The sequence below is a fragment of the Nocardioides lentus genome, assembly GCF_039529515.1.
In the GTDB taxonomy this organism is placed as follows: domain Bacteria; phylum Actinomycetota; class Actinomycetes; order Propionibacteriales; family Nocardioidaceae; genus Nocardioides; species Nocardioides lentus.
The window spans coordinates 503166-527248 of record NZ_BAAAMY010000004.1; the positions used below are offsets into that span (position 1 = coordinate 503166).

Annotated in this window: 20 protein-coding genes; 17 read left to right on the plus strand and 3 right to left on the minus strand. The window is 75.3% G+C overall.

Annotated elements, in window-relative coordinates:
* Positions 1-29 precede the first annotated feature (29 nt).
* The 7 genes from ABD158_RS09165 (at position 30) to ABD158_RS09195 (ending at position 9410) form a co-directional block, all read left to right on the plus strand.
* Positions 30-1439 carry an O-antigen ligase family protein gene (locus ABD158_RS09165; RefSeq protein ID WP_344006342.1) on the plus strand — a complete coding sequence of 470 codons (1410 nt, stop codon included), beginning with the start codon at positions 30-32 and terminating at the stop codon, positions 1437-1439.
* Positions 1436-2578 (plus strand): hypothetical protein, encoded by a 1143-nt coding sequence (locus ABD158_RS09170; protein WP_344006344.1) that lies wholly within the window; start codon positions 1436-1438, stop codon positions 2576-2578. The genes ABD158_RS09165 and ABD158_RS09170 overlap by 4 nt, the downstream gene beginning before the upstream one ends.
* Positions 2575-3507 (plus strand): glycosyltransferase family 2 protein, encoded by a 933-nt coding sequence (locus tag ABD158_RS09175; protein WP_344006346.1) that lies wholly within the window; start codon positions 2575-2577, stop codon positions 3505-3507. Before ABD158_RS09170 ends, ABD158_RS09175 begins: the two co-directional genes overlap by 4 nt.
* Positions 3508-5049 carry an oligosaccharide flippase family protein gene (locus ABD158_RS09180; RefSeq protein WP_344006348.1) on the plus strand — a complete coding sequence of 514 codons (1542 nt, stop codon included), beginning with the start codon at positions 3508-3510 and terminating at the stop codon, positions 5047-5049. It begins immediately after the preceding gene.
* Positions 5046-5939 (plus strand): sulfotransferase domain-containing protein, encoded by an 894-nt coding sequence (locus ABD158_RS09185; protein ID WP_344006350.1) that lies wholly within the window; start codon positions 5046-5048, stop codon positions 5937-5939. Before ABD158_RS09180 ends, ABD158_RS09185 begins: the two co-directional genes overlap by 4 nt.
* Before the next feature lie 133 nt (positions 5940-6072).
* Positions 6073-7689, plus strand: coding sequence for a WD40 repeat domain-containing protein (locus ABD158_RS09190; RefSeq protein WP_344006352.1), 1617 nt, complete (start codon positions 6073-6075; stop codon positions 7687-7689).
* A gap of 122 nt (positions 7690-7811) precedes the next feature.
* Positions 7812-9410 (plus strand): WD40 repeat domain-containing protein, encoded by a 1599-nt coding sequence (locus ABD158_RS09195; RefSeq protein ID WP_344006354.1) that lies wholly within the window; start codon positions 7812-7814, stop codon positions 9408-9410.
* A gap of 54 nt (positions 9411-9464) precedes the next feature.
* On the opposite strand, the gene ABD158_RS09200 is transcribed toward ABD158_RS09195, so the two are convergent.
* Positions 9465-10661 carry a phosphotransferase gene (locus ABD158_RS09200; RefSeq protein WP_344006356.1) on the minus strand — a complete coding sequence of 399 codons (1197 nt, stop codon included), beginning with the start codon at positions 10659-10661 and terminating at the stop codon, positions 9465-9467.
* 123 nt (positions 10662-10784) lie between these two features.
* Here ABD158_RS09200 and ABD158_RS09205 point away from each other — a divergent pair, with 123 nt between their 5' ends.
* Both ABD158_RS09205 and ABD158_RS09210 read left to right on the plus strand, forming a co-directional pair.
* On the plus strand, positions 10785-11663 hold the full coding sequence (locus tag ABD158_RS09205) for a glycoside hydrolase family 16 protein (RefSeq protein ID WP_344006358.1): 879 nt from the start codon (positions 10785-10787) through the stop codon (positions 11661-11663).
* Positions 11664-11672: 9 nt separating this feature from the next.
* Positions 11673-12464 (plus strand): 3'(2'),5'-bisphosphate nucleotidase CysQ, encoded by a 792-nt coding sequence (locus ABD158_RS09210; RefSeq protein ID WP_344006360.1) that lies wholly within the window; start codon positions 11673-11675, stop codon positions 12462-12464.
* A 31-nt stretch (positions 12465-12495) separates the two neighbouring features.
* Here ABD158_RS09210 and ABD158_RS09215 read toward each other — a convergent pair whose 3' ends face one another.
* On the minus strand, positions 12496-13449 hold the full coding sequence (locus ABD158_RS09215) for a lytic transglycosylase domain-containing protein (protein ID WP_344006362.1): 954 nt from the start codon (positions 13447-13449) through the stop codon (positions 12496-12498).
* Between the two features lie 123 nt (positions 13450-13572).
* Between ABD158_RS09215 and mfd the strand changes: the two genes are divergently transcribed.
* The 8 genes from mfd to ABD158_RS09255 all read left to right on the plus strand — a co-directional run bounded on the left by mfd (position 13573) and on the right by ABD158_RS09255 (position 23213).
* A complete protein-coding gene (mfd, locus tag ABD158_RS09220; protein ID WP_344006364.1) occupies positions 13573-17145 on the plus strand; it encodes a transcription-repair coupling factor in 3573 nt (1190 codons plus the stop codon).
* Entirely contained in the window at positions 17146-17862 is a 717-nt protein-coding gene (locus tag ABD158_RS09225) for a hypothetical protein (RefSeq protein WP_344006365.1), read from the plus strand.
* A 14-nt stretch (positions 17863-17876) separates the two neighbouring features.
* Entirely contained in the window at positions 17877-18557 is a 681-nt protein-coding gene (locus ABD158_RS09230) for a MazG nucleotide pyrophosphohydrolase domain-containing protein (protein WP_344006367.1), read from the plus strand.
* A gap of 9 nt (positions 18558-18566) precedes the next feature.
* Positions 18567-19370: a mycofactocin-coupled SDR family oxidoreductase gene (locus ABD158_RS09235; protein ID WP_344006369.1), complete on the plus strand. Its 804-nt coding sequence runs from the start codon at positions 18567-18569 to the stop codon at positions 19368-19370.
* A gap of 166 nt (positions 19371-19536) precedes the next feature.
* Entirely contained in the window at positions 19537-19806 is a 270-nt protein-coding gene (locus tag ABD158_RS09240) for a DUF4242 domain-containing protein (RefSeq protein WP_344006370.1), read from the plus strand.
* Between the two features lie 73 nt (positions 19807-19879).
* Entirely contained in the window at positions 19880-21085 is a 1206-nt protein-coding gene (locus ABD158_RS09245; protein ID WP_344006372.1) for an iron-containing alcohol dehydrogenase, read from the plus strand.
* Positions 21086-21087: 2 nt separating this feature from the next.
* Positions 21088-22503: a MadS family sensor histidine kinase gene (locus tag ABD158_RS09250; RefSeq protein WP_344006374.1), complete on the plus strand. Its 1416-nt coding sequence runs from the start codon at positions 21088-21090 to the stop codon at positions 22501-22503.
* A 5-nt stretch (positions 22504-22508) separates the two neighbouring features.
* Positions 22509-23213 (plus strand): MadR family response regulator transcription factor, encoded by a 705-nt coding sequence (locus ABD158_RS09255; protein WP_344006376.1) that lies wholly within the window; start codon positions 22509-22511, stop codon positions 23211-23213.
* 46 nt (positions 23214-23259) lie between these two features.
* On the opposite strand, the gene mftM is transcribed toward ABD158_RS09255, so the two are convergent.
* On the minus strand, positions 23260-24083 hold an 824-nt coding region (mftM, locus tag ABD158_RS09260; protein ID WP_344006378.1), incomplete at its 5' end, for a mycofactocin oligosaccharide methyltransferase MftM.

The following is a 24083-nucleotide window of genomic DNA, read 5'->3' on the forward strand; positions in this document are numbered from 1 at the left end:
GGGCACCCCCGGACGGGGGTGAGGACCCCGTGACGGTCACCCCGCTCGGCCGCACGGCGCCGCTGCCCGCGACCCCCGCCCGCTCCGCGGCCACGCGCGACGACCACGCCGCGGCGGTGGTCCGGACCGCCGCCCGACCGCTGTCCGCGCTGCTGCTCGGCTACCCGCTGTGGTGGGCGCTGGGCGTGCAGATCCCGCTGTGGCCGGTGGCGGCCCTGCCGCTGCTGGCCTGGATGCTCGTCAACCGCCGTCAGGTGGCGCTGCCGCCGGGCTACGGCGTGCTGCTGCTGCTGCTCGGCTGGATGGTCGTGTCCGGGCTGATGCTGTCCTCGGCGCGGTACGCCGCGGCGTACTCGCTGCGGCTGACGCTCTACGTGTCGGTGGCCGTCATGGGCGTGTTCGTCTGGAACGCGCTGCACCGGGGCCTCGAGCGGCAGCGCGTGCTCAACTGGCTGCTGCTGGTCTGGGGCGTCGCGGTCGTGCTGGCGCTGCCCGGGCTGTTCGTGGCGCCCCTGGAGTTCACGAGCCCCTTCGGCGCCGCCCTGCGCGCCGTGGGCATCAACGACCCCTACATCACCGCGCTCACCCGTCCCCGGCTCATCGAGTTCGACGCGCTCTACCAGACCGCCCGGCCCTCGGCGCTCTTCCCCTACACCAACGACTGGGGCGCCGCGATGGGGATCCTGACCCCGGTCGCGGTGCACGGGGTGGTGACCGCGCGGACGACCCGGCGACGGGTGGGGCTCGGTCTGCTGCTGGCCCTGTCGGCCGCGCCGATCCTCGTCTCCGTCAACCGCGGCGCCTGGGTCAGCATCGGCGTCGCCGTCGCGTACGTGCTCGTCCTGCGGCTCCTCAGCGGGCGGCCCCGGGTGCTGCTCGGCGTGCTGGCCGGGGCCGGCGTCGTGCTGGCCCTCGTCGTGAGCCTGCCCGGGCTGCGCGACCTGCTGACCAACCGCTTCGAGAACAGCAACGTCAGCACCCGCGAGACGCTGTACCAGGCCTCCTGGGGGCTGGCGCTGCGCTCGCCGGTGTTCGGCTGGGGCTCGCCGCAGTCGTCCGAGGGGCTCGCCGACAGCAACAACGTGTCGATCGGCACCCACGGCCAGCTGTGGACCACCCTGGTGTCGCAGGGCATCGTGGGGGCGGCACTGCTGCTCGCCACCGTCGCCGCCATCTGGTGGCACTCCCGCCCCGCCCGCACCACCTCGCCCGACCTGTGGCTCCACGCCACGGGCGTGGTCCTGGTCGTCCAGACGGCCTTCTACGACATCCTCCCGGTCCCGCTCGCCACGGCGCTCTTCGCGCTCGCGGTCTGCGCGGCGGGGAGGCGCACCGCCGCACCCGCCGGTCCCGCGCCGGCCCGCACCATCCCCGACCTGCCCGACGCCGGCCGCCCCCACCGGGCGGCCCGGCGACCCGAGAGGACACCCGCACGATGAGCGCCATGGCCCCCGGCCACCCCGAGCCCCTGCGACCCGTGACGGGGATCCTGCCCGCCGCGCGCGACCGGTGGGTGCTGCTGCTCGTGTGCACGCTGCTGGGCGTCGGCCTCGGTCTCGCCGCGATCCCGCTGGTGCCCACCACCTCGACGGCGACCGCGAGCGTGCAGCTCGGCCCGGGCCTGGTCCCGGTCGGCGAGGTCGCCCCGTCGGCCGCCAACGCCGACGACAACGCCGCGCTCGCCACGACCCGTCCGGTGCTGCAGACGGTGGCCGAGGACCTCGGCACCACGGTCGACGACGTCCAGGAGAGCCTCACCGTCAGCGTCCAGGACGGCACCAGCTTCCTCGACTTCCGCTACAGCTCGGGCAACTCCGCCGACGCGGAGCGCGGCGCCGACGCCGCGGCCGCGGCCTTCATCGAGGCCGCCCAGACGGAGGCCGTGACCCGCTGGGGCCTGCAGAAGCAGAAGATCTACCAGCTCATCGAGACCGCGCCCGCGACCCAGCTCGCGCCGCTGCGCCAGCAGAGCCAGAACCTCAACCGGACCGTCGTCGACCCGGGCCGCGTGGTGCAGCCCGCGTCCGGCACCGCGGAGGACAGCTCCCTGCCCGTCGCGGCCCTCCCGGTCGCCGGCGGCCTCGCGGGCCTGCTGCTCGCCATCGTCGCGGCGTACCTGCTCGAGGCGCGCTCGCCCCGCCTGCGCCGGCGCGGGCAGGTCTCCGTGCCCGGCGTGCGCGACCTCGGTGCCCTCGAGGGCGGGGCCAGCGTCGGCATCGCCGGCGTCGCCGCGATGCTGGGGGTCGGCCGTCGTCTCGGTGGCACCGACGACGACGCCCCGCAGGTCCGCCTCGGCGTCGACGTGATGGCCCGGGGCCGCGACGACATCGTCGGCGTCGTCCGGCGCCAGCTCGCGGAGGCCGCGCCCGACCTCGACGTGCGGGTGGTCCCCGTCGACCTCGAGACCGTCGAGGGCCTCGAGGAGGCCGCGTCCTGCGACGGCATCGTGCTGGTCGGCGTGGAGGGCACGACCCGCGTCGAGGAGATCGACCAGACCGTCTCGCGCCTCGACTTCGTCGACGTGCCCTGCTTCGGCATCGCCACCGCCGGCGGGCGCCGATGGGCGGAGAGCGCATGAGCGGTCCCACCGCGCTCCCCGACGTGGGGGTGACCCTCGCGACCCGCGACCGGTTCGCGCTGCTGGCGCGCGCCCTGGACGCGATCTGGGCGCAGACCTACGCCGGCCGCCTCGACGTCGTGGTCGTCATCGACGGCGAGGTGCCCGACGTGCTGGACCTCCCCGATCCCGTCGCCCCCGAGCGTCAGAGCCTCACCGTGCAGGTCAACCAGCGCACCCCCGGCCTGTGCGGCGCCCGCAACACGGCGCTCGACCTGGTCTCGGCGGACCTGCTCGCGACCTGCGACGACGACGACACCTGGGCGCCCGACCGGGTCCGGCGCCAGGTCGCCGAGCTCGAGGCGCACGCCGAGGCCGTCGCGGTCGCCGGCAGCATCGCGATCGTCCACGACGGGGTCCGCACGGTCCGCGAGGCGCCGTTGCGCGAGGTCCTGCTCGCCGACCTGCTCGCCGACCGGATCATGGAGCTCCACCCCTCCGCGATGCTCTACCGCCGCGAGGCGCTCGAGAAGGTCGAGGGCTGGGACGAGACGCTCCCCGGGGGCTACGCCGAGGACTACGACCTGCTGCTGCGGCTGGCGCGGATCGGGACCCTGCGCCTGGTGCCCGAGGTCGTGGCCGACATCGAGTGGAACGGCGGCTCCTACTTCTTCAGCCGCTGGCGCACCATCGCCGACGCCCTGGACGAGCTGCTGCGCCGTACCCCCGAGTTCGCGGGCGTCCCGCGCGGCCGGGCCCGCATCGAGGGCCAGATCGCCTTCGCCCACGCCGCGCTCGGCGAGCGTGCCGAGGCCCGCCGCTGGATGCGGCGCGCCTGGCGCGACCGTCGTACAGAGCCGCGGGTGCTGCTGACCGCGGCCGTCCTGCTGCGCCTCACCTCGGCCGAGCGGCTCCAGGCCGCCTTGCACCGGCGCGGACGGGGGATCTGAGTGACGAGCCCCGCCACCACGTCGACCGGCGCGCCCCCCGCGGGTGCCGACCGCCGCGCCGTCGCGCGTGGCGGTGCGCTGACCCTCGCCGGCTCGGTGTACGCCGCCGTCGCGGGCTTCGCGCTGACGGTCCTGGTCGGCCGGTGGTTCGGCGCGGAGCTCGCGGGCCTGTACTTCATGGCCGTCGCGGTCTTCATGATCCTCAACGTCGTCGCCCTCGCCGGCGGCGACTCGGGCCTCGTGCGCAGCCTCGCGGCCTACCGCGCCACCGGCGCCCACGAGGACGCCTGGTGGGTCTCGACGGCGATCCTGGCGCCGATGCTCGCCTGGAGCATGGTCGTCGCCGGCGGCCTGGCCCTGCTCGCGGACCCGCTGGCCCGGGCCCTCGTGCCCGAGGCCGCCGGGCTCGGTCGCACCTTCCTCCTCGTCCTCGCCCTGACGCTGGTGTTCTCGGCCGTCGGTCAGGCGAGCGTCAACGGCACCCGCTCCCTGGGCAGCGCGCGCCCCTTCGTGCTGCTCTACCAGGTCTGGCTCCCCACCGGCCGCCTCGCCCTCCTCGCCCTGCTGTGGGTCGTGGACGGGCCGACGACGTGGCTGCTGTGGACCTGGACCGTCCCCCTGGTCCTGATGGACCTCGTGGCGTTCGGCCTGGTGCGCCGGACGCTGCGCCACGATCGCCTGGCGTCGGGGATCGCCCCCCGACCCCGACGCCAGGTCCTGCACGACGCCTGGGCCTTCAACCTGCCCCGGGGTCTCGCCTCGCTGTGCGAGATCGGCATCAAGTGGGCCGACGTGCTGCTCGTCGGCCTGCTGCTCGGACCCGCGGCGGCCGGCGTCTGGGCGGCCGCGAGCCGGTTCGTCACCACCGGCATCATGGCGATGGAGGCCCTGCGGATCGTCACGGCACCGATGCTCGCGAGCGCGTTCGCCCGGGGCGAGGAGCGTGAGGCCGCCGAGGTGCACGCCATGTCGACCACGTGGCTGGTCCTGGTCTCCTGGCCGCTGTTCCTGACGCTCGCGACGTTCTCGCCGCTGGTGATGGCGGTGGTCGGCCCCGAGTTCACCACCGCCGCCCCCGCGTTGAGCCTGCTCTGCGTCGGCCTGCTCGGCTACCTCGCGCTCGGCAACATCAACTCGCTGCTGCTGATGGCCGGCCTGAGCCGGCTGACGGCGGCCAACTCCGTGGTGTCCCTGACGCTCAACGTGGGCCTCGGCCTGCTGCTGATCCCGGTGTGGGGCCTGCCCGGGGCAGCCGTCGCGTGGGTCGTGGCACTGACCGGGGACTCGGTGCTGTGCGTGCTGCGGCGGCGCGGCCGGGTCGACGTGCCGCTGCCGTGGGCGGACACCGCGGTGGCGGGCGGCGTCGCCCTCGCGGCCTTCGGGATCCCCGGCGTGCTCGTGTGGGCCCTCGGCGCGCCCACCCTGCCGTGGCTCGTCGGCTACCTGCTCGTCGCGACGTCCCTGCTCGTCGCGCTGGTGCTGCCGCTCTCGCAGCGTCTGCACCTCGGCGACGTGCGGGCGATGCTGGCGGCGCGCCGATGAGCGCCTCGCGGGCGGTCGCGACCGCCAAGACGCTGCTCCCGCAGGGGGTCAAGGACGTCGCCGAGCGGGGCATCCGCACCGCGACGACGGCGACCGGGCGCCTCCGGACCGGGCCCGACTTCCTGCTGGTCGGCACCAAGCGGGGCGGCACGACGTACACCTGGTCGACGCTGCTGGGCCACCCGCAGGTGATGCCGACCGTGCCGGCGGCCAAGAACCTCAAGAGCCCGCACTACTTCTACCGCTACACCGACCGCGGTCCCGACTGGTACCTCGGCCACTTCCCGACCCGGGCGGCCCGACGCCGACACGCGGAGCGCCACGGCGCGGCACTGGCGTTCGAGGCCAGCCCGCTCTACCTCTTCGACCCGCGGGTGGCCGAGCGCGCCCACCGGCTGCTGCCCGCCGCGCGGATCGTCGTGCTCCTGCGCGACCCGGTCGCGCGCGCGGTGTCGCACCACGCGGAGCGCACGAAGGCCGGCGTCGAGACGCTGTCCTTCGCCGACGCGCTGGCCGCGGAGCCGGACCGTCTCGCGGGCGAGCTGGAGCGGATGGCGGAGGAGCCGGGCTACTACAGCCGTCCCTGGGACTGGTACTCCTACCGCACCCGCGGCGAGTACGCCCCCCAGCTGCGCCGGTGGTTCGACGCCTACGGTCGCGAGCAGGTGCTCGTGATGCGGAGCGAGGACCTATACGCCGACCCGGACGCGACGCTGGGGCGCCTGCAGGAGTTCGTGGGCCTCGACCCGCGGCCCCTGGCCGGCGCCAAGCGCAACCGCAGCCGCCACAAGACCGGGATCGACCCGGGCCTCGAGGCCGAGCTGCGCGCCCACTACGAGCCCCACCACCGCGAGCTCGCCGACCTGCTGGGGACCCAGCCGTGGTGGTGAACGCACTTGAGGCAATCTTCGGGTCGCGTCGGGGACGGCTTGAGAGCACGTCCGTAGCCTCGACGGAGGGTCCGGGGGGACCCGCAGGCGCGCCTCGCGCACTGACGTCCATGAACTCGGGGGAGCACCGCCCATGAAGCCACAGACCCGCACGCCCGGCCACCGCCGCCTGACCCGCGCGGTCGCGGCCCTCGCCGCCGGCCTCGTCGGTCTCGGCCTGACCGCCGCGGTCGGCGCGCCCGCGCAGGCGTTCGACCCGCAGCACACGGTGATGCAGGGCTCGCAGACGACCATGGGCCAGACCGACGGCCCGGTCTGGACGCTCGAGATGACCGGCGACCGGATCTACGCGGGCGGCCAGTTCACCTCGACCCGTCCCTCCGGCGCGGCCGCCGGGACCGGGGAGACCGGCCAGGGCTTCCTCGCCGCCTTCGACGAGGCCACCGGCGCCCCGATCACGGAGTTCGCGCCGAAGCTCACCAACGACTACAACGGTCGCGCCGGCGTCGTGCGCGCCTCCGTGCTCACCCCGGACGGCAGCCAGCTCATCGTCGGCGGCGACTTCAACCTGGTCGACGGCAAGCGCGCCAACTACCTCGCCCGCTTCGACGCCCGCACCGGCGCCTTCCTCGGCCAGGTCGGCAACAACGGCGTCGACGGGCCGGTGCAGGCCCTCGCCGTCTCGCCCGACGGCACCACGCTCTACGTCGGCGGCCGCTTCAGCCGCGCCGGCTGGAGCGCCCGCAAGAACGTCGCGGCGATCAGCCTCGTGAACCGCGCGACGCTGGGCTGGGCGCCGACGGTGTCCACCCCCACGCGCAACGAGGCACTGCGCGTGACCGCGCTCGCCGTGTCCTCGGACAACCAGCGCGTCTTCCTCGCCGGCCCGTTCCAGCAGGTCAACGGCTCCGCCGCGCAGGGCTTCGCCGCCACGGACGCCGCGACCGGCGCGCTGTCGGCCGGCTTCCGCTCCAACTACCTCTACGCGCCCCACAGCTGGGGGACGGCCATCGAGGTCGCCGACAACGAGGTCTTCCTCGGCTCCCGCGACGACTTCACCTCGGGCAGCCGCCGCAACGAGGGCGTCTACTCGCTGGACGCGACCACGGGCGCGGTCAACTGGTACGCGAACTGCTACGGCGACACCTTCGGCCTCCAGGTCGTCGGCGGCGACGTCTACGTCGCCTCCCACGCCCACGACTGCGCGGCGGCCGGCGGCCACCCCGAGCTCAACCCGCGCACCTACCTCGCCATCCACGCGCTCAACCGCAGCACGGGCGTGGTCCGGCCCTACTTCGTGCAGACCTCCGGCAACCTCGACGACGCCAACACCCGGCTGCTCTCGCGCGCCCTGGCCTCCGACGGCAACCAGCTGGTGATGGGCGGCGGGTTCCTCCGCGTCAACGGCGCCGCCCAGGCCAACGTGGTGCGGTTCCTGGCCGGCTCGTCGGCGCCCGAGAAGCCGGCGTACCCGACGGCCACGGCGGGCCCCGGCTACGTCGACCTGCGGGTGCGGCTCGGCTACGACCGCGACGACACCCAGCTGACGTACAAGGTCTACCGGGGCTGGCAGACGTCCGCGCCGATCTACATCGAGACCCGCGAGTCCGTGATGTGGCGGACCGAGAACGTCACCTTCCGTGACACGCAGGTGACCCCGGGCCAGCAGGTCTACTACCGCGTCGAGGCGGTGGACCCCTCGGGTCAGTCCGTGATGTCGGTGCGCACCGCGACCGTCACGGTCGGCTGATCGACCACCGCTCCCGCCGGGGCCCCTCACCGGCGGGAGCGGTCTCATCGACGAGGGCTCGGGGAAGGACAGCCATGGGGACGTCGGGTCTCGGACGACGTGTGCTCGGTCCGCTGTGCGCGGTGCTGCTCGCAGCGGGGTTGCTGGCGGCCGCCCCACCGGGCGCCTCCGCCGAGGCGCCGTTCGACGGTGGCCGCACCCGGTTCTCCGGCACCCCGGTCCCGACCGGGCAGACCGACGGTCCGGTCTGGGCCGTCGAGGTCGCCGGCGGACGGATCTACGCGGGCGGCGAGTTCACCTCCACCCGGCCGTCCGGCGCCGCGGCCGGCGCCCGGGAGACCGGCCAGGGGGCGCTCGCCGCCTTCGACGCCGACACCGGTGCGCCGATCGACTCGTTCTCGCCGCGCTTCGGGACGTTCGAGGACGACGCCGTGCCGACGGTCTGGGCGACCGCGCTGTCGCCCGACGGCTCTCGGCTCTACGTCGGCGGCAACTTCAACTCCGTCGACGGGCAGGAGGCGCGCCGGATCGCCGTCTTCGACACCGCCTCGGGCCGCTTCCTGGGCCAGGTCGGCCGCAACGGCGTGGACGGGCAGGTCACCGCGCTCGCGGCGTCGCCCGACGGCACCACGCTGTACGCCGGCGGGCAGTTCACCCAGGCCAACAACACGCGACGGGTGCGCACGGCCGCCTTCGACGTGACGACACCCGACGGGACCGGCGGTGCGCTGCGAGAGTGGAGCCCGCAGCTGTCCGGCACGATCGACTTCGTCGGCGGCGCCCCGAAGGAGGCCCTGCGGGTGGTCTCGCTGGCCGTCTCGAGCGACAACGCGCGGGTCTTCGTGGCGGGCCCGTTCCGTGAGGTCAACGGGACCCCGATGCAGGGCTTCGCGGCGACCTACGAGGGCGACGGCAGCCTCGTCCCCGGCTTCCGGGGCGACTACTTCTCCGTCCCCTACGGCTGGGGCACCGCCGTCGAGGTGGCGGGCGACGAGGTCTACGTCGGCGCTCGCGACGACGGCACCTCCGGGCTCACCCGCCGCGAGGGCGTCTACTCCCTGGACAGCACGACCGGCGCCGAGACCTGGTACCTGAACTGCTACGGCGACACCTTCGGCCTGCAGGTCGTCGGGGCGGACCTCTACGTCGCCTCGCACGCCCACGACTGCTCGGCCAACGGCGGACACCCCGAGACCTCCCCGCGCACCTACCTCGCGATCGAGGCGGTGAACCGGGCGACGGGTCGCGTCAAGCCGTACTTCGTGCAGACGTCCGGCGCGACCCAGAAGACGCGGCTGCTGTCGCGGGCCCTGGCCTCCGACGGCCGCCAGCTCGTGATGGGCGGCGGCTACGCCCGGGTCAACGAGCGCCTGCAGGGCAACCTGACCCGGTTCCGCACCGGCTCCGCGGCGCCCCAGGGCGTCGTCGCGCCGCAGGTGAGCACCTGCCGGGGCTGCCGCCAGGTGCGGGTGCGCGTGCCGCTGGCCTTCGACCGCGACGACGTGCGCCTGCGCTACGAGATCATCCGCCGCAACCAGACGGGCCAGCCGGTGCGCCGCATCGCCCGGCAGTCGGTGATCTGGCGGAAGGGCGCCATCGTCTTCCGCGACCGCGGCCCGGCCCGCGGGTCCCGCGTCTTCTACCGGGTGCGGGTCAGCGACCCCACCGGCGCCACGCGGCTCTCGGGCAGGTCCCGCACCGTCCGGGTGGGCCGCCCCTGACCCACCCCGGCCCCGGGCCCGCGGGCTGCGGACCCGTCCGCACCGTCAGCACCGTCAGCGCCGGGAGCGCACGAGGGTGACGAGCTCGTCGGCGGCCACGGCGGAGGACTCCTCGCCGTCGGCCCCGAGCGCCGCCCGGCGGACCGCCATGTCGAGCAGGAACAGCTCGGCCGTGCGGGAGTGGTCGCCACGGGCCCGGGCGTCCTCGCGAAGCCGGTCGGTGGCCTCCGCCGGGGACAGGCCCCGGACGCTGGTGTCGAAGGCGAAGTGCCAGTTGCACCGGTCGAGGCCGAGCGGGGCCATCGGCTCCGAGTACTCCCAGTCCCATACGGCGAGGCCCCCGACCGTCGCCGACCACGCCATGTTCCAGCACGACCAGTCGCCGTGCCGCAGCCCGTGGGGGACCGGCTGGGGATGACGGCGGGCGGCCTGGTCGAGGGCGTGGCCGAGGGGACCGGCCCAGCGCTCGGGCAGGCCGGACAGGACGGCGCGCAGCCGCGCGGTCCACGGGGAGTCGACGAGCCTCAGCGACTCGCGCTCGTGCTGGGCGACGAGGCGCTCGAGGAAGGGCAGGGTCGCGTCCAGCTCGTCGGGTCCGATGCGGCGCACGTCGAGGGGCAGGGGGTCGATGCCCACCACGAGCGCGCCCTCCCACTCGACCCGGAACATCGGACCCGGGACCAGCAGGCCGCTGCCGCGGGGCTGCGCGAGTGCGGCCAGGACGTCGTGCTCGGCCTCGAGCTCGGCGCGGGTGCCGGGATCGGCCGCCACCTTGACGAAGACCCGCGGCCGGCCGCGGGTGTCGACGACGGTGACGGTCGGCGCGAGCGGCCCCGTGCCCGGCCGCACGCCCACGGACAGCACGAGCTCGTCGGCCCGGCAGCCGAGCTGCTCGGCGACCAGCTCCCGCAGTCCGCCGCGCGGGCCGGGCTCGGCGACGAGCCGGCTCCGGTCGGTGCGCGGCAGCCCGAGGGCGGCGAGCGCGGCGATCGCGAGGCGCTGCGCCCGCCGGCGGTCGGTGCGCAGGTGGTTGTAGTGGAGCAGCAGCCGGGCGCGCACCGCCGGCGGCGCGTCGAGGGGCAGCAGGTAGCGTGCGCGCCGCGACGAGGGCACCGCCGCGTAGCGCTCGGCACCGGGTGAGGGGGACCGTCCGGAGGCGGCCCGCAGCCGGTGGCGCTCCGGCGTGTCGGCCGGCCAGAGCACCTCGGCCACGCGCGTCAGGGGTCCCTCCGGGAGCCTCTGAGTCGCCACAGCAGCCCCCTCCGTCCCTTCCGTTCCACGTTTCGTTGATCGGCGGACAGGTCTGCCACGCTCTGCCAGATTCGAGAACTCAAGAGCAACGCAAGATCCGCTCAAGAACGGAAGAGCCCCCCGATGACGTCACTGCATTCTCCCATCCCGCGCCGCCCGCGCGCTCGCCTCGTCCCGGCCCTGCTGTCCGGGCTGGTCGCCGCGCTGCTGCCGACCGTCGGCCTCGCGGCCGGTCCCGCGGCCTCGGCCGCCCCGACCAGCACCGTGCCCGTCTCCGCGGGTGTCGCCGTCGCCGGCCTCGCGGGCGCGCCGACGGCCGACGCCGAGCGGGCGTCGTACTGGCGGAAGGTCGGCACGGAGCCGTTCAACCGTCTGGACACCTCGCGCTGGGGCGTCTTCAGCGGCAAGCCGGGCTGCTGCGCCGACGCCGAGTGGAGCCCGTCGATGGCGAAGGTCAGCAACGGCCAGCTCAAGCTGCACACCGCCCCGCGCGACGGCCGCTGGCTCTCCGGCGGCGTCGGCGGCTGGGGCTGGGACACCGCGGTACGCCAGTACGGCCGCTGGGACGCCCGGATCAAGTTCGACAAGGGTGCCGGCGTGTCGGCCGCCGCGCTGCTGTGGCCCACGGGTGACAGCTGGCCGCCGGAGCTGGACTTCTACGAGATCTTCGAGACCTGGGGCCAGCGCGACAAGATGTCGGTCACCACGCACTACAAGGGCTCGCGCGGCGAGCACCTGCGGAGCCAGAAGGTGGTGGCCCGCGACTTCAGCCGCTGGCACGTCGCGAGCGTCCGGTGGATGCCGGGCCGCGTCGCCTACTTCCTCGACGGTCGCCAGATCAAGGTCGAGACCCAGGCCGCCCGCATCCCGCGCGGGAAGATGTGGGTCGGCTTCCAGACCCACGCCCACAAGATCAACGGCCGGTACGCCGCGTTGCCCGAGGGTCGCAGCTCCGTCGCGCTGAGCGTCGACTGGGTCAAGGTCTACGCCCGCAACCGGTAGCCTGCCGCGGTGACCGAGCCGACCTCCCCGTCCCTGCCCGAGCCGACCGCCGAGGTCCTGGCCGACGACCACGCCCTGGCCGCCTGGCTCGCCGAGGCCGCCGGGGACCGGCTGCTCGCCGTACGCCGGGAGGGGCTGGAGGGTCGCGAGCTCAAGGACGCCGGCGACGCGGCCGCCCAGGCGCTGCTCGCGGAGCTGCTCGGGCGCCACCGCCCCGACGACGCGGTGCTCTCGGAGGAGGCGGCCGACGACCACGTCCGCCTCGAGGCGGACCGGGTCTGGATCATCGACCCGCTCGACGGCACCCGCGAGTTCTCCGAGCCGCCGCGCGACGACTGGGCGGTCCACGTCGCGCTGTGGTCCGGCGGCGACCTGGTCGCGGGCGCCGTGGCGCAGCCGGCACTGGGGGAGACCTTCCGGACCGGCCACGACCTGACCGTGCCGCCGCGGACCTCCGACCGCCCCCGCATCGCGGTCTCCCGGACCCGGCCGCCGGCGTTCGTGCGGGCGCTGGCCGAGGAGCTCGACGCCGAGCTGGTGCCGATGGGCTCGGCGGGCGTGAAGATGATGTCGGTGGTCCGCGACGTCACCGACGCCTACGTCCACGCCGGCGGCCAGTACGAGTGGGACTCCGCGGCCCCGGTCGCGGTCGCCCGTGCGGCCGGCCTGTTCACCTCCCGCGTCGACGGCTCCCCGCTCGTCTACAACCAGGCCGACGTGTCGCTGCCCGACCTGATCGTGTGCCGCCCCGAGCTGTCCGAGGCGATCGTGGAGTTCGTCCGGCGCCACGGCACCGACTGAGCCCGCGGCGCCGCGGCGCCCCGGCCCGCACTCAGGGCTGCGGGTGGTCGCGGAGCCAGCGGTCGACGGGGATCGGCTCGTCGGAGTCGTAGCCGACGGGCAGGGTCACGTCGCCCCGCGCGGTGCTGAACACGACGTCCCAGGCGTGGTAGCCCAGGTAGGTGCGGGGGTTGCGCTCCATCACCGCGGCGTGGAGCCGGATCGCCCGCACGTAGCGGACGTCGTTGTTGTAGGCGTAGACCGCGTCGTCGATCGCCGCGTCGTCGCCGGCGGTGAACCCCCGCGCGGCGAGGTAGCGCCCGGCGCCGAGGATCGCGTCGCGGGGGTCGGTGACGTCGCCCTCGCCGTAGCGGGCCCAGGTCTCGTCGATGAACTGCATCGGGCCCCGGGCGCCCGCGACGGAGTCGCCCTCGATCCGGCCCATGCCGGTCTCGACGAGGTGGATGGCGGCGAGGTGCTCCCAGCCCACGCCGAACTCCCGCTGGGCCTCCGCGTAGTAGCCGCGCAGCTCGGCGGCGGGCAGCGGGTCCACCACCCGCCAGGCCGGGAGCGTCTCGTTGGCGGGGTACTCGCGCTGCAGGTCGAGCATCGCGCGGCGGGCCGCCACGTTGTCGCGCACGGCCCCGCGCAGTCCCGGGGCGAGGAGGTCGGCGACCCGGGCGTCCCACGCGGTCCGCTCGGCCAGGGTGCGGTACGCGAGCTGCTGGAGCCGGCCCGCGGCGGCGAGCGTCCGGCCGTCGGTGCCCGGGTCGCGGATCGCGCGCTCCGACGCCTCGACCTGGCGCACGACCTGCCACGGCGCGTCGGCGCGCGACAGGGGCGGGAGGTCGACGGCGCCCCGCGAGCCGGGGCCGGAGGCCGCGGGGGCGCCGCCGGTGCGGGGGTCGGTGTCGGGGCCGGCGGGGTCGCCGGCGCAGGCCGCGGTCGCGACGAGGACGAGGGTCGCGAGCGCCGCCGAGGAGGTCCGGTGGGCGCGAGGGGTCATCGCCCCCAGGGTGCCTGCGCGGTGGTGAGGTCCTGCGGGAGGCGTCCGTAGACTGGCCGACGCACCCCGGGTCCTCGCTCGACCCGGGTCATCGTGCGTGCCGTCACATCTCGAGGAGTCCGCGTGTCGCTCGCCGGCCTGGCCGACGTCGTGCTGTCCGAGCCCACCCTCCGGGCGGTCCTCGCGGACGCCGAGGACGGGCGGACGGCGACGCTCGACGTCACCGCCCCCGCCGCGCTGCGGCCGTTCCTCGTCGACGGCCTGCGCCGCGCCGGTCGGACCGTCCTGGCGGTCACGGCCACCACCCGCGACGCCGAGCAGCTCACCGAGGCGCTGTCGTCGCTGGTCGACCCCGTCCGCGTCGCCCACTTCCCGAGCTGGGAGACGCTCCCGCACGAGCGGCTGAGCCCGCGCAGCGACACGGTCGGGCGCCGGCTCGCGGTGCTGCGCCGTCTCGCCCACCCCGGCACCGACGACGACAACGGGCCCCTCGACGTCGTCGTCGCCCCGGTCCGCAGCCTGCTGCAGCCCCAGGTCAAGGGTCTGGCGGACCTCGAGCCGGTCGAGCTCGTGCCCGGTGAGGAGCACGCCCTCGACGACGTCGTCGCGGCCCTGGCCGGGGCCGCCTACACCCGCGTGGACCTGGTGGAGAAGCGCGGGGAGTTCGCCGTGCGCGGTGGCATCGTCGACGTGTTCCCGCCGACCGAGGAGCACCCGCTGCGGGTCGAGTTCTGGGGCGACGAGATCGAGGAGATCCGCGCGTTCTCGGTGGCCGACCAGCGGGCCATGGAGTCCGTCGCGCACCTGTGGGCCCCGCCGTGTCGCGAGCTGCTGCTGACCCCCGAGGTGCGTGAGCGCGCCCGGCTGCTCGGCCAGGAGCACCCGCAGCTGCGCGAGATGACCGAGAAGATCGCCGAGGGCGTCGCCGTCGAGGGGATGGAGTCGCTGACGCCGGCGCTCGTCGACGAGATGGAGCTGCTCGTCGACCTGCTCCCGCGCGACACCCACGTCGTCGTGCTCGACCCCGAGCGCGCCCGGCGCCGCGCCCACGACCTGGTCGCGACCAGCGAGGAGTTCCTGGACGCCAGCTGGGCCGTCGCCGCGGGCGGCGGCCAGGCGCCCGTCGACCTCGGCGCCGCGTCGTACCGCCCGCTGGGCGACGTCCGCGAGCACACCCTGACCTCCGGACGCGCCTGGTGGACCGTCAGCCCCTTCGGCCTGGCCGACTCCGAGGAGGCCGAGCAGGTCGGCATCGAGCTCGGCGTGCCGGCGCGCGCCCTGCCCGCGCAGCCCGTCGAGTCCTACCGCGGCGAGGTCGAGCGGGCCGTGGACGACGTCCGGGGCTGGCTCGGCCACGGCTACCGGGTGGTCGTGGTCCACCCGGGCCAGGGCCCGGCGCAGCGGATGGTCGAGGTGCTCGGGGAGCACGACGTGCCCGCCCGCCTCGTCGACCGCCTCGACGCCGGCGAGGCTCCCGCCGCCGACGTCGTGACCGTCACCTGCGGGAGCCTCGAGACCGGGTTCGTCGACGACGAGACCCGCCTCGTGCTCCTCACCGGCGAGGACCTGTCGGGCCAGCGCAGCTCGACGCGCGACATGCGCAAGATGCCCGCCCGCCGCAAGAAGCAGATCGACCCCCTCGAGCTGTCGGGCGGCGACTTCGTCGTGCACGAGCAGCACGGCGTCGGCCGCTTCGTCGAGATGAAGCAGCGGGTCGTGCACGGCGCGACCCGCGAGTACCTCGTCCTGCAGTACGGCGCGTCCAAGCGCGGTGGCCCGCCCGACCTGCTCTACGTGCCGGCCGACGCCCTCGACCAGGTGACCCGCTACGTCGGCGGCGAGCAGCCCAGCCTCGACCGCCTCGGTGGCGGCGACTGGACCAAGCGCAAGAACCGCGCCCGCCGCGCCGTGCGCGAGATCGCCGCGGAGCTGATCAAGCTCTACGCCGCGCGCCAGGCGACCCAGGGTCACGCCTTCGGCCCCGACACCCCCTGGCAGCGCGAGCTCGAGGACGCCTTCCCCTTCGCCGAGACCCCCGACCAGCTCACGACGGTCGAGGAGGTCAAGGGCGACATGCGCCTGAGCACCCCGATGGACCGCCTGGTCTGCGGCGACGTCGGCTACGGCAAGACCGAGATCGCGGTGCGCGCGGCGTTCAAGGCGGTGCAGGACGGCAAGCAGGTCGTGGTGCTGGTGCCGACGACGCTGCTGGTCAGCCAGCACTTCTCGACCTTCTCCGAGCGGATGGCCGGCTTCCCGGTGACGCTCAAGGGCCTCTCGCGGTTCCAGACCGACGCCGAGGCGGCGGCCGTCATCGAGGGCCTGCGCGACGGCTCCGTCGACATCGTCATCGGCACGCACCGCCTGCTCAACCCCGACATCCGGATCAAGGACCTCGGCCTGATCATCGTCGACGAGGAGCAGCGCTTCGGCGTCGAGCACAAGGAGCAGATGAAGCGGCTGCGCACCGCCGTCGACGTGCTGTCGATGAGCGCGACGCCGATCCCGCGCACGCTCGAGATGGCCGTGACCGGCATCCGCGAGATGTCGACGATCACCACCCCGCCCGAGGAGCGCCACCCGGTGCTCACCTACGTCGGGGCCTACGAGGACCGCCAGGTCATCGCCGCCGTCCGCCGCGAGCTGCTGCGCGACGGGCAGGTGTTCTACATCCACAACCGGGTGCAGTCGATCGAGAAGGCCGCGGCCCGGATCCGCGAGCTCGTCCCCGAGGCCCGCGTGGCCACCGCGCACGGCCAGATGGGCGAGGCCGCGCTGGAGAAGGTCATGCTCGACTTCTGGGAGAAGAGCTTCGACGTGCTGGTGTGCACGACGATCGTCGAGTCCGGCCTGGACGTCTCCAACGCCAACACCATGATCATCGAGCGCGCCGACACCCTCGGCCTGTCCCAGCTGCACCAGCTGCGCGGCCGCGTGGGCCGCTCGCGCGAGCGCGCCTACGCCTACTTCCTCTACCCGGCCGAGAAGCCGCTGACGGAGACCGCCCACGAGCGGCTCGCGACCCTCGCGCAGCACTCCGACCTCGGCGGCGGCATGGCGATCGCGATGAAGGACCTGGAGATCCGCGGAGCGGGCAACCTGCTGGGCGGCGAGCAGTCCGGCCACATCGCCGACGTCGGCTTCGACCTCTACGTGCGCCTCGTCGGCGAGGCCGTCAGCGAGTTCAAGGGCGGCGCCGACACCGAGGACCTCGGCGAGGTCCGCATCGAGCTGCCGGTCGACGCGCACCTGCCCCACGACTACATCTCCTCCGAGCGGCTGCGCCTGGAGATGTACAAGCGCCTGGCCGAGGTCCGCAGCGACGCCGACGTCGACGCGATCCGCGACGAGCTCGTCGACCGCTACGGCGAGCCCCCGATGGAGGTGGCCTCGCTGCTGTTCGTGGCGCGCTTCCGGGCCCGGGCGCGCGAGGCCGGGGTCAGGGAGTCGACCGTGGCCGGCAAGCACGTCCGGTTCGCCCCGGTCTCGCTGCCCGAGTCCCGCGCCGTGCGCCTGCAGCGCCTCTACCCGGGCTCGATCCTCAAGCCCAGCAGCGACGTGCTGCTCGTGCCGCGCCCCCAGACCAAGCCGGTGGCGGGGTCGCCGCTGAGCGGTCCCGCCCTGCTTGAATGGGCCCGCACGGTGCTCGACACCGTCGTCGACCCGCCCCAGAACCGACCGCAGGAGGCCAGCTAAGTGAGCGCGCCGAGGTCCCAGGTCCCCGCCCGCCGAGCCGCACGGCTGGTGCGTACCGGCGGTCTCGCCGCCGGCGTGCTGGTGCTGTCCGCGGGGTGCGCGCTGCGCCCCGGGATCGCGGCCCAGGTCGACGAGGAGACCATCGACTCCGGTCGCGTCGACGACATCACCGCAGCCGTCTGCGAGGTCGAGGGCCCGACGTACACCAGCCCGCTGCCGCTCGCCGCGCTGAAGGGCCTGGTGCTGCAGACGCTGGTCGACGAGCAGCTCGCCGCCGAGGTCGCCGAGACCTACGACGTGGGGCCGGGCTCCGACTTCGGCGACCAGCAGCGCGAGTTCGCCGCCCAGGTCGCGGACCAGCCCGAGGACGTCCGCGACGGCTACCTCGCCGTGCTCCGGGCCGCGTCGTACGCGCAGGCGATCTTCACCGCGGCCGCCACCGAGCAGCTCACGTCCGACGGCGAGGACCCCGCGGACCCCGCGGCCCTGGAGCGGACCGTGCAGGGCATCCGCGCGCTGGCCGCCCGGGACGCGGACATCGAGATCTCGCCGCGCTTCGGCCTGGCCTACGTCGACGGCCGGCTGACCGCGGACGAGAGCGGCTCCGTGCCGGCCAGCGACTCCGCGATCGCCGCGGCCGCGTCGCTGTCGGGCGACCAGGCCGCGGACCCGGGCTACGCCGCCTCCCTGCCGGCCGACCAGGTCTGCGGCGGCTGAGGGCCGGACCCGTCGTGGGCGAGGTCTCCTCCCTGGTCGAGTTCCGCGCCGTCATGGCGCGGCTGCGCGCCGAGTGCCCGTGGAAGGCCGCCCAGACCCACACCTCGCTGGCCCGCTACCTGCTCGAGGAGACCCACGAGGCGCTGGAGGCGCTGGAGGCGCCGGACGGCCCGGACCTCGAGGCGCTCCGTGAGGAGCTCGGCGACCTGCTGCTGCAGGTGTACTTCCACGCCGCGATCGCCGAGGAGTCCGGCGCGTTCACGGTCGAGGACGTCGCCGCCGACGTCGTGGCCAAGATGCGTCGCCGCAACCCCCACGTCTTCGGCGCCGCGCAGGACGGGCCGCCGCGCGACCCCGCCGCCGTCAACGAGCTCTGGGAGTCGGTCAAGGCCACCGAGAAGCCCCGCGCCTCGCTGCTCGACGGCATCGCCCCCACGCTGCCGGCGCTGCTGCTGGCCGACAAGGTCCTCGACCGCCTCACCCGGGCGGGGGAGGCGCCGGAGTCCGTCCTCGCCCGCGCCGCGCGGGTCCCGGCGGAGCCGACGGGGGCCGCGGGCACGGCGGGGGCGGCGGGGGCCGCCGTCGCGCGGGACCTGCTGGGGGTGGTCGCCCGGGCCCGCGCCGAGGGCGTCGACGCGGAGCAGGCGCTGCGGGTGCTGGCCCGGGCGCTGGCCGCCTCGCCGGACGGGCCCTAGGTTCGGCCCATGGCCCCCGACGCGCCCGCCCGCACCGCCCTCGTGACCGGGGCCGCCGGTGGCATCGGCGCGCGCGTCGTCGACGCGCTGGTCGCCGACGGGTGCCGCGTGCTGGCCCTCGACCTCGCGCTCGGCGCTGAGCACGACCTGCCCGGCGTGGCCCACGCCCTCGCGCCGCCGGCGGCGCTGACGGCCCTCGCCGAGCGCCACGGCGACGCGGTCCTCACCGTGGTCGGCGACGTGCGCGACCCGGCCGTCGCCGAGGCCGCCGTGCGCCGCTGCCTCGACAGGTGGGGACGGCTCGACGTGGTCGTCGCGGCCGCGGCGGTCATCGCGGGCGGCCGTCCGCTCTGGGAGACGCCGACGGAGGAGCTCGACACCCAGTGGGACGTCGGCGCCCGCGGCGTGTGGCACGTGGCCCGCGCCGCCGTCCCCGCGATGCTCGCCGGCCCGGACCCGGGCGGGTGCCGCTTCGTCGCCGTCGCGAGCGCCGCGGGCGGACGGGGCCTCTACGCGCTCTCGGCCTACACGATGGTCAAGCACGCGGTGGTCGGCCTCGTGCGCGGCCTCGCCGCCGACCTCGTGGGAACCGGCGTGACCGTGGTGGCGGTGTCGCCCGGCGCCACGGACACGGCGATGCTGCGCGCGACCGCGGACCTGTACGGCGTCACCACCGACGACCTCGCCGCCCACCAGCTGCTGCGCGCCGCGCTGCCCCCCGCCCAGCTCGCGGAGACGATCCGGTTCTGCTGCTCGACGGCCGGACGGGTGCTGAACGGCTCGGTCGTGGCCGCCGACGGCGGCTTCGGCTGACCCTCCGGACCCGCCCGACCGGTCCGGGTACCCGTTCGCGGGCCCCGGCCAACCTTCCGACAACCCCTCCGGACGGAGGGTGTGCCTGCACGCCCGGTCCGTGATCGTCGTCACAGCGGCCCCGGGCGAGCCGGAGCCGACCACACCCAGCAGACCAGGGGGACACATGGACCGGTACGTCATCGAGCGCGAGCTGCCCGGCGCGGGCGACCTCAGCGAGCAGGAGCTCCACGACATCAGCGCGAAGTCGAACGAGGTGCTCGCCGGGATGAACGACGTGGAGTGGGTCGAGTCCTACGTCAGCGACGACAAGCTCTACTGCGTCTACGACGCCGCGGACCCCGCCCTGATCGCCGAGCACGCCGAGCGCGGCGGGTTCCCCTGCGACCGGATCAGCCCCGTGCGCACCACGATCAGTCCCGCCACCGGCCGCTGAGGCGCACGCACACCACCGCACGACCAGCCGCCCGACCCCGCCCGCCGCGTCCGCTCGCCCCGAGGAGGTCCCCGTGACCGTGGTGCAGGCCGAGCCCGCCCGCCGGACCCCGGTCGCGGCCCGCGACGGCGGGGGGCTGGTGAAGTTCCACGCCCCCGAGATCGTCTTCGGGGTCGGGTCGCTGGGCGAGGCCGGCTTCGCGGCGGCCCGCCTCGGCGCGCGCCGGCCGTTCGTCGTCACCGACCCCGGCGTCCACGCCGCCGGGTGGGTCGACGAGCTGCTGGGCCACCTGCGCGACGCCCGGATGCGGCCCACGGTCTGGTCCGCGGTGACGCCGAACCCCAAGGACCACGAGGTCCGCGCGGCGTACGAGGCCTACCTGGCGGGCGACTGCGACGTCATCGTCGGCCTCGGCGGCGGATCGGTCATCGACGCCGCGAAGGGCGTCGCGATCCTCACCGGCGGCGCCGGCGACATCCTCGACTTCGCCGGCGTCGACCGCGTGTCCTTCCCGATCCCGCCGCTGCTGATGATCCCCAGCACCTCGGGCACCGGCGCCGACGTCAGCCAGTTCTGCATCGTCACCGACACGGACCGGTCGGTGAAGATCACGATCATGGGCCGTGCGCTGGTGCCGGACATCTCGGTCACCGACCCGCGGCTGCTCGTGACCATGCCCGAGGACCTCAACGCGGCCACCGGCCTCGACGCGCTCACCCACGGCATCGAGTCCTTCGTGTCGCTGGCCCACAACCCCCTCGCCGACGGCCACGCGCTCGAGGCGGTGGGCCTGGTCTGCCGCCACCTGCGCGACACCATGACCACGCCGCTCGACCTGGAGCCGCGCGGCAAGATGGCGCAGGCCAGCCTCCAGGCGGGCCTGGCCTTCACCAACGCGATCCTGGGCGCGACCCACGCGATGAGCCACCAGGTCGGCGGCCTCCTGGACGCCCCCCACGGGGTCGTCAACGGCGTGCTGCTGCCCCACGTGATCCGCTACAACGCCCGGGCGACGCCGGGCCGGTTCGTGGCGCTGGCCGCCGCGGCCGGGCTCGACGTGGACTCCCTGAGCCCCCTGGGGGCCGCGGACCTCCTCGCCGAGCACGTGCGCCGGCTCGCGGACGACGTCGGGGTCCCCGCCGGTCTGGCGCAGCTCGGCGTCCGGGCCGAGGACGTGCCGGTGCTGGCGCGGACCACCCTCGACGACGCCTGCCTGACCACCAACCCGCGCGAGGCCTCCGAGGCCGACGTGCTCGCGCTGTTCACCGACGCGCTGTAGCCGTGGCCTCCACCCCCGACCTGAGCGTCCTGACCGGGGTGCGCTCCGGCAAGCGCTCCTACTACCGCGCCTACGTCCGCTCCGACGAGCGCACCCAGCGCGCCGTGCGGGCGATGGACTCCATCTCGCGGGCGCTCGTCCGCACGATGGAGGGCCCCCGCGGGCTGCTCGAGGAGGTGGTGCGGGCGGCGGCCTCGCACCTCGAGGCCGAGTGGACGATGCTCGCCGTCGCCGACGGGCACCTGCCCGGTGCCCGACCCCGCTTCCTCGCCCTGGAGGGCTACGCGCACGACGGGCCCGGGCCGGGCCCGGAGCCGGTCGACGACGACGGGCTGCTGCCGCCGTTCGTGCGTCGCGAGGTGGGGGCCGTCCGGGCCGGCCACGCCACCCGTTCCACCGACGACTCCCGCTGGGTCCGGGTGCCGATGACGCTGGAGGGACGCCGGATCGGGAGCCTGGTCGCCCTGCACGGCCTGCCCCTCGACCCCGAGCCCGGCGACCTGTCGGTGCTGCGGGTGCTCGCCAACCAGGCCGCGGTCTCCCTGCACACCTCCGAGCAGTACCACGCCGGGGTCGCCCTCCACCGGCGCGCGCAACGGCTCTACGACGAGGCGCAGGCCCAGGCGCGCGACCTCGCCGCCCGCACCGCCGAGCTCCGGCTCGCGGAGGACCGTCTGCTGCTGGCCAGCCAGCGCGAGCTGGTCGACGCCGAGCGGCACCGGATCGCGCGGGAGCTCCACGACTCGGTGACCCAGTTCGTGCTCTCGGCCGGGATGGCGGTCGAGGTGGCCCGCGGGGAGGCCGAGCAGGTCGGCGCGCTCGGGGTCCGCGACCACCTCGCGACGGCCAAGGCGCTCAGCGCGGAGGCGGTCGACCAGCTGCGCCGCGCGATCTACGCCCTGCACCAGCCGCACTCCGAGCGGGTCTCCACGCTGCCCGAGCTGCTGCACGAGGTCGCCGAGCACCACCGCCCCCGCCTCGACGTCCGGGTGCGGGTGGAGGGCCGCGAGGAGCAGGTCGACCTCGGGGTCGACGCCGTGCACGAGATCGCCCGGGCGGTGGGGGAGGCGCTGTTCAACGTCGCCCACCACGCGGGGGCGACCCGCTCGGTGGTGCGGGTGCGCTACCGGCCCGACGACCTGCTCGTCACGGTCGCCGACGACGGGACCGGCGACCCCACGGCGCTGAGCCGCCAGCTGCGCGAGCAGCGCGGTCACGACGTCGACGGCCGGCACCGCGGGCTCGCCAACATGGAGGCGCGCGTCGCCGGGCTCGGCGGCACGATCGCGTTCCGCCGAGCGCGCCTCGGCGGCGTCCGGGTCGAGCTGCGCGTGCCCCTGCCCCTCCCCGGCGCCCACCGGCCCGGGCTCATCAGCGGGCTGGTCCACGACGGGCCGCCCCCGACCGGACGGACGTGAGCCGCATGGCCACCCTGACCCCCAGCACCGCGCCGTACGCCGAGGCCGCCCGCACCGACGCGCAGGCCGAGGACCAGATCGGGATCATGCTCGTCGACGACCACGCGATCGTGCGCCAGGGCCTGCGCTCCATCCTCGAGCGCGAGCGGGACCTGCGGGTGCTGGCGGAGGCCTCGACGGCGGCGGAGGCCTCGACCGTGGTGGGCCGGGTCCGTCCCGACGTCGTGCTCCTGGACCTCAAGCTGTCGACCACGTCGGACTCCGAGGGCCTGGCCCTGTGCGCGCAGCTGGTCGCCGCCCACCCCGACCTCGCGGTGCTCGTGCTCACGACGTTCCTCGACGAGCAGCTCGTGATGTCCGCGGTCCGGGCCGGCGCGAAGGGCTACGTCGTGAAGGACGTGGACACCTCCGGGCTCGTGCGGGCGATCCGCGACGTCTCCCGCGGCGGCAGCGCCTTCGACGCGCGCAGCGCCGCCGCGATCGTGCGCGGTCTGAACGCCCCCGCGCCCGAGGAGCACCGCCAGCTGACCGAGCGCGAGCGCGAGGTCCTGGCCCTGCTCGCCCGGGGCCTGTCCAACAGGGCCATCGGCGAGCGCCTCTACATCTCCGAGACCACGGCGAAGTTCCACGTCGGCAACATCCTGCGCAAGCTCGGCGTCTCCCGCCGGGCCGAGGCCGTCTACGAGGCCTCCAAGCTCGGCGTGATCTGACCTCGCAGCCGGGACCCGGCGACCGGACCCCGACCCCGGCCCACGCTCAGCGGTCGACGACGAGCCAGCCGCCGTGGTGCTCGTGGACCTCGTAGCGGCGGCCGGAGCCGCGGCCCCAGGCGTCGAGGTCGGCGAGGGAGACGGTGCGGACGTGGCCCCAGGTGTCGTCGGCGACGTCCTCGAGCGGCACGGCGACCACGACCCGGCGGCGGGCGACGCGCAGGGCCTCGGCGACGACGCGGTCGCCGTGGTCGTCGTCGAGGTGCTCGAGCAGGTGCAGCGCCAGCACGGTGTCGTACGACGCGTCCGGCGCGGGCAGGTGGGCGGCGTCGGCCGGGACGGCGCGCAGGTCGACGCCGAGGGCCGGGGCCACCGCGGCGAGCAGCGCGACGGTGCCGGTCGAGACGTCGCTGGCGGTCACGTCGCGGCCCGCGGCGGCCAGGCGCAGCGCGAAGAAGCCGAAGCAGGAGCCCACCTCCAGCACCGTCCCCGGGCCGACCAGCCCGGCCGCGTGGTCCCAGACGGGGGCGTAGCCCGCGATGGTGCCGTGGCCGCTGGCGGGCACCTGCGCGGCGTCCGCCGTCGCGGCGGCGCGCTCGAGGGTGTTGCGGTAGAAGGCGCCCCAGGCGACGAGCGGGTCGGGGTCGAGGCTGCGCACCACGCCGGTGAAGAGCCGCTCGAACATCTCCGAGCCCCGCAGCCACCCGGGGCGGAACAGCTCGCCCGCCAGCAGGCCCGCGAGGTCGTCGTCCACGTCCGCGAGCCCCAGCGCGTGCCGCACCTGGACCCGGTCGCGCCCGCCGAGGAGGTCGAAGTGGGCGGTGCGGATCATCCCCAGCTCCCGGCGGCCGCGGCCGGCGGGCGCGGCGG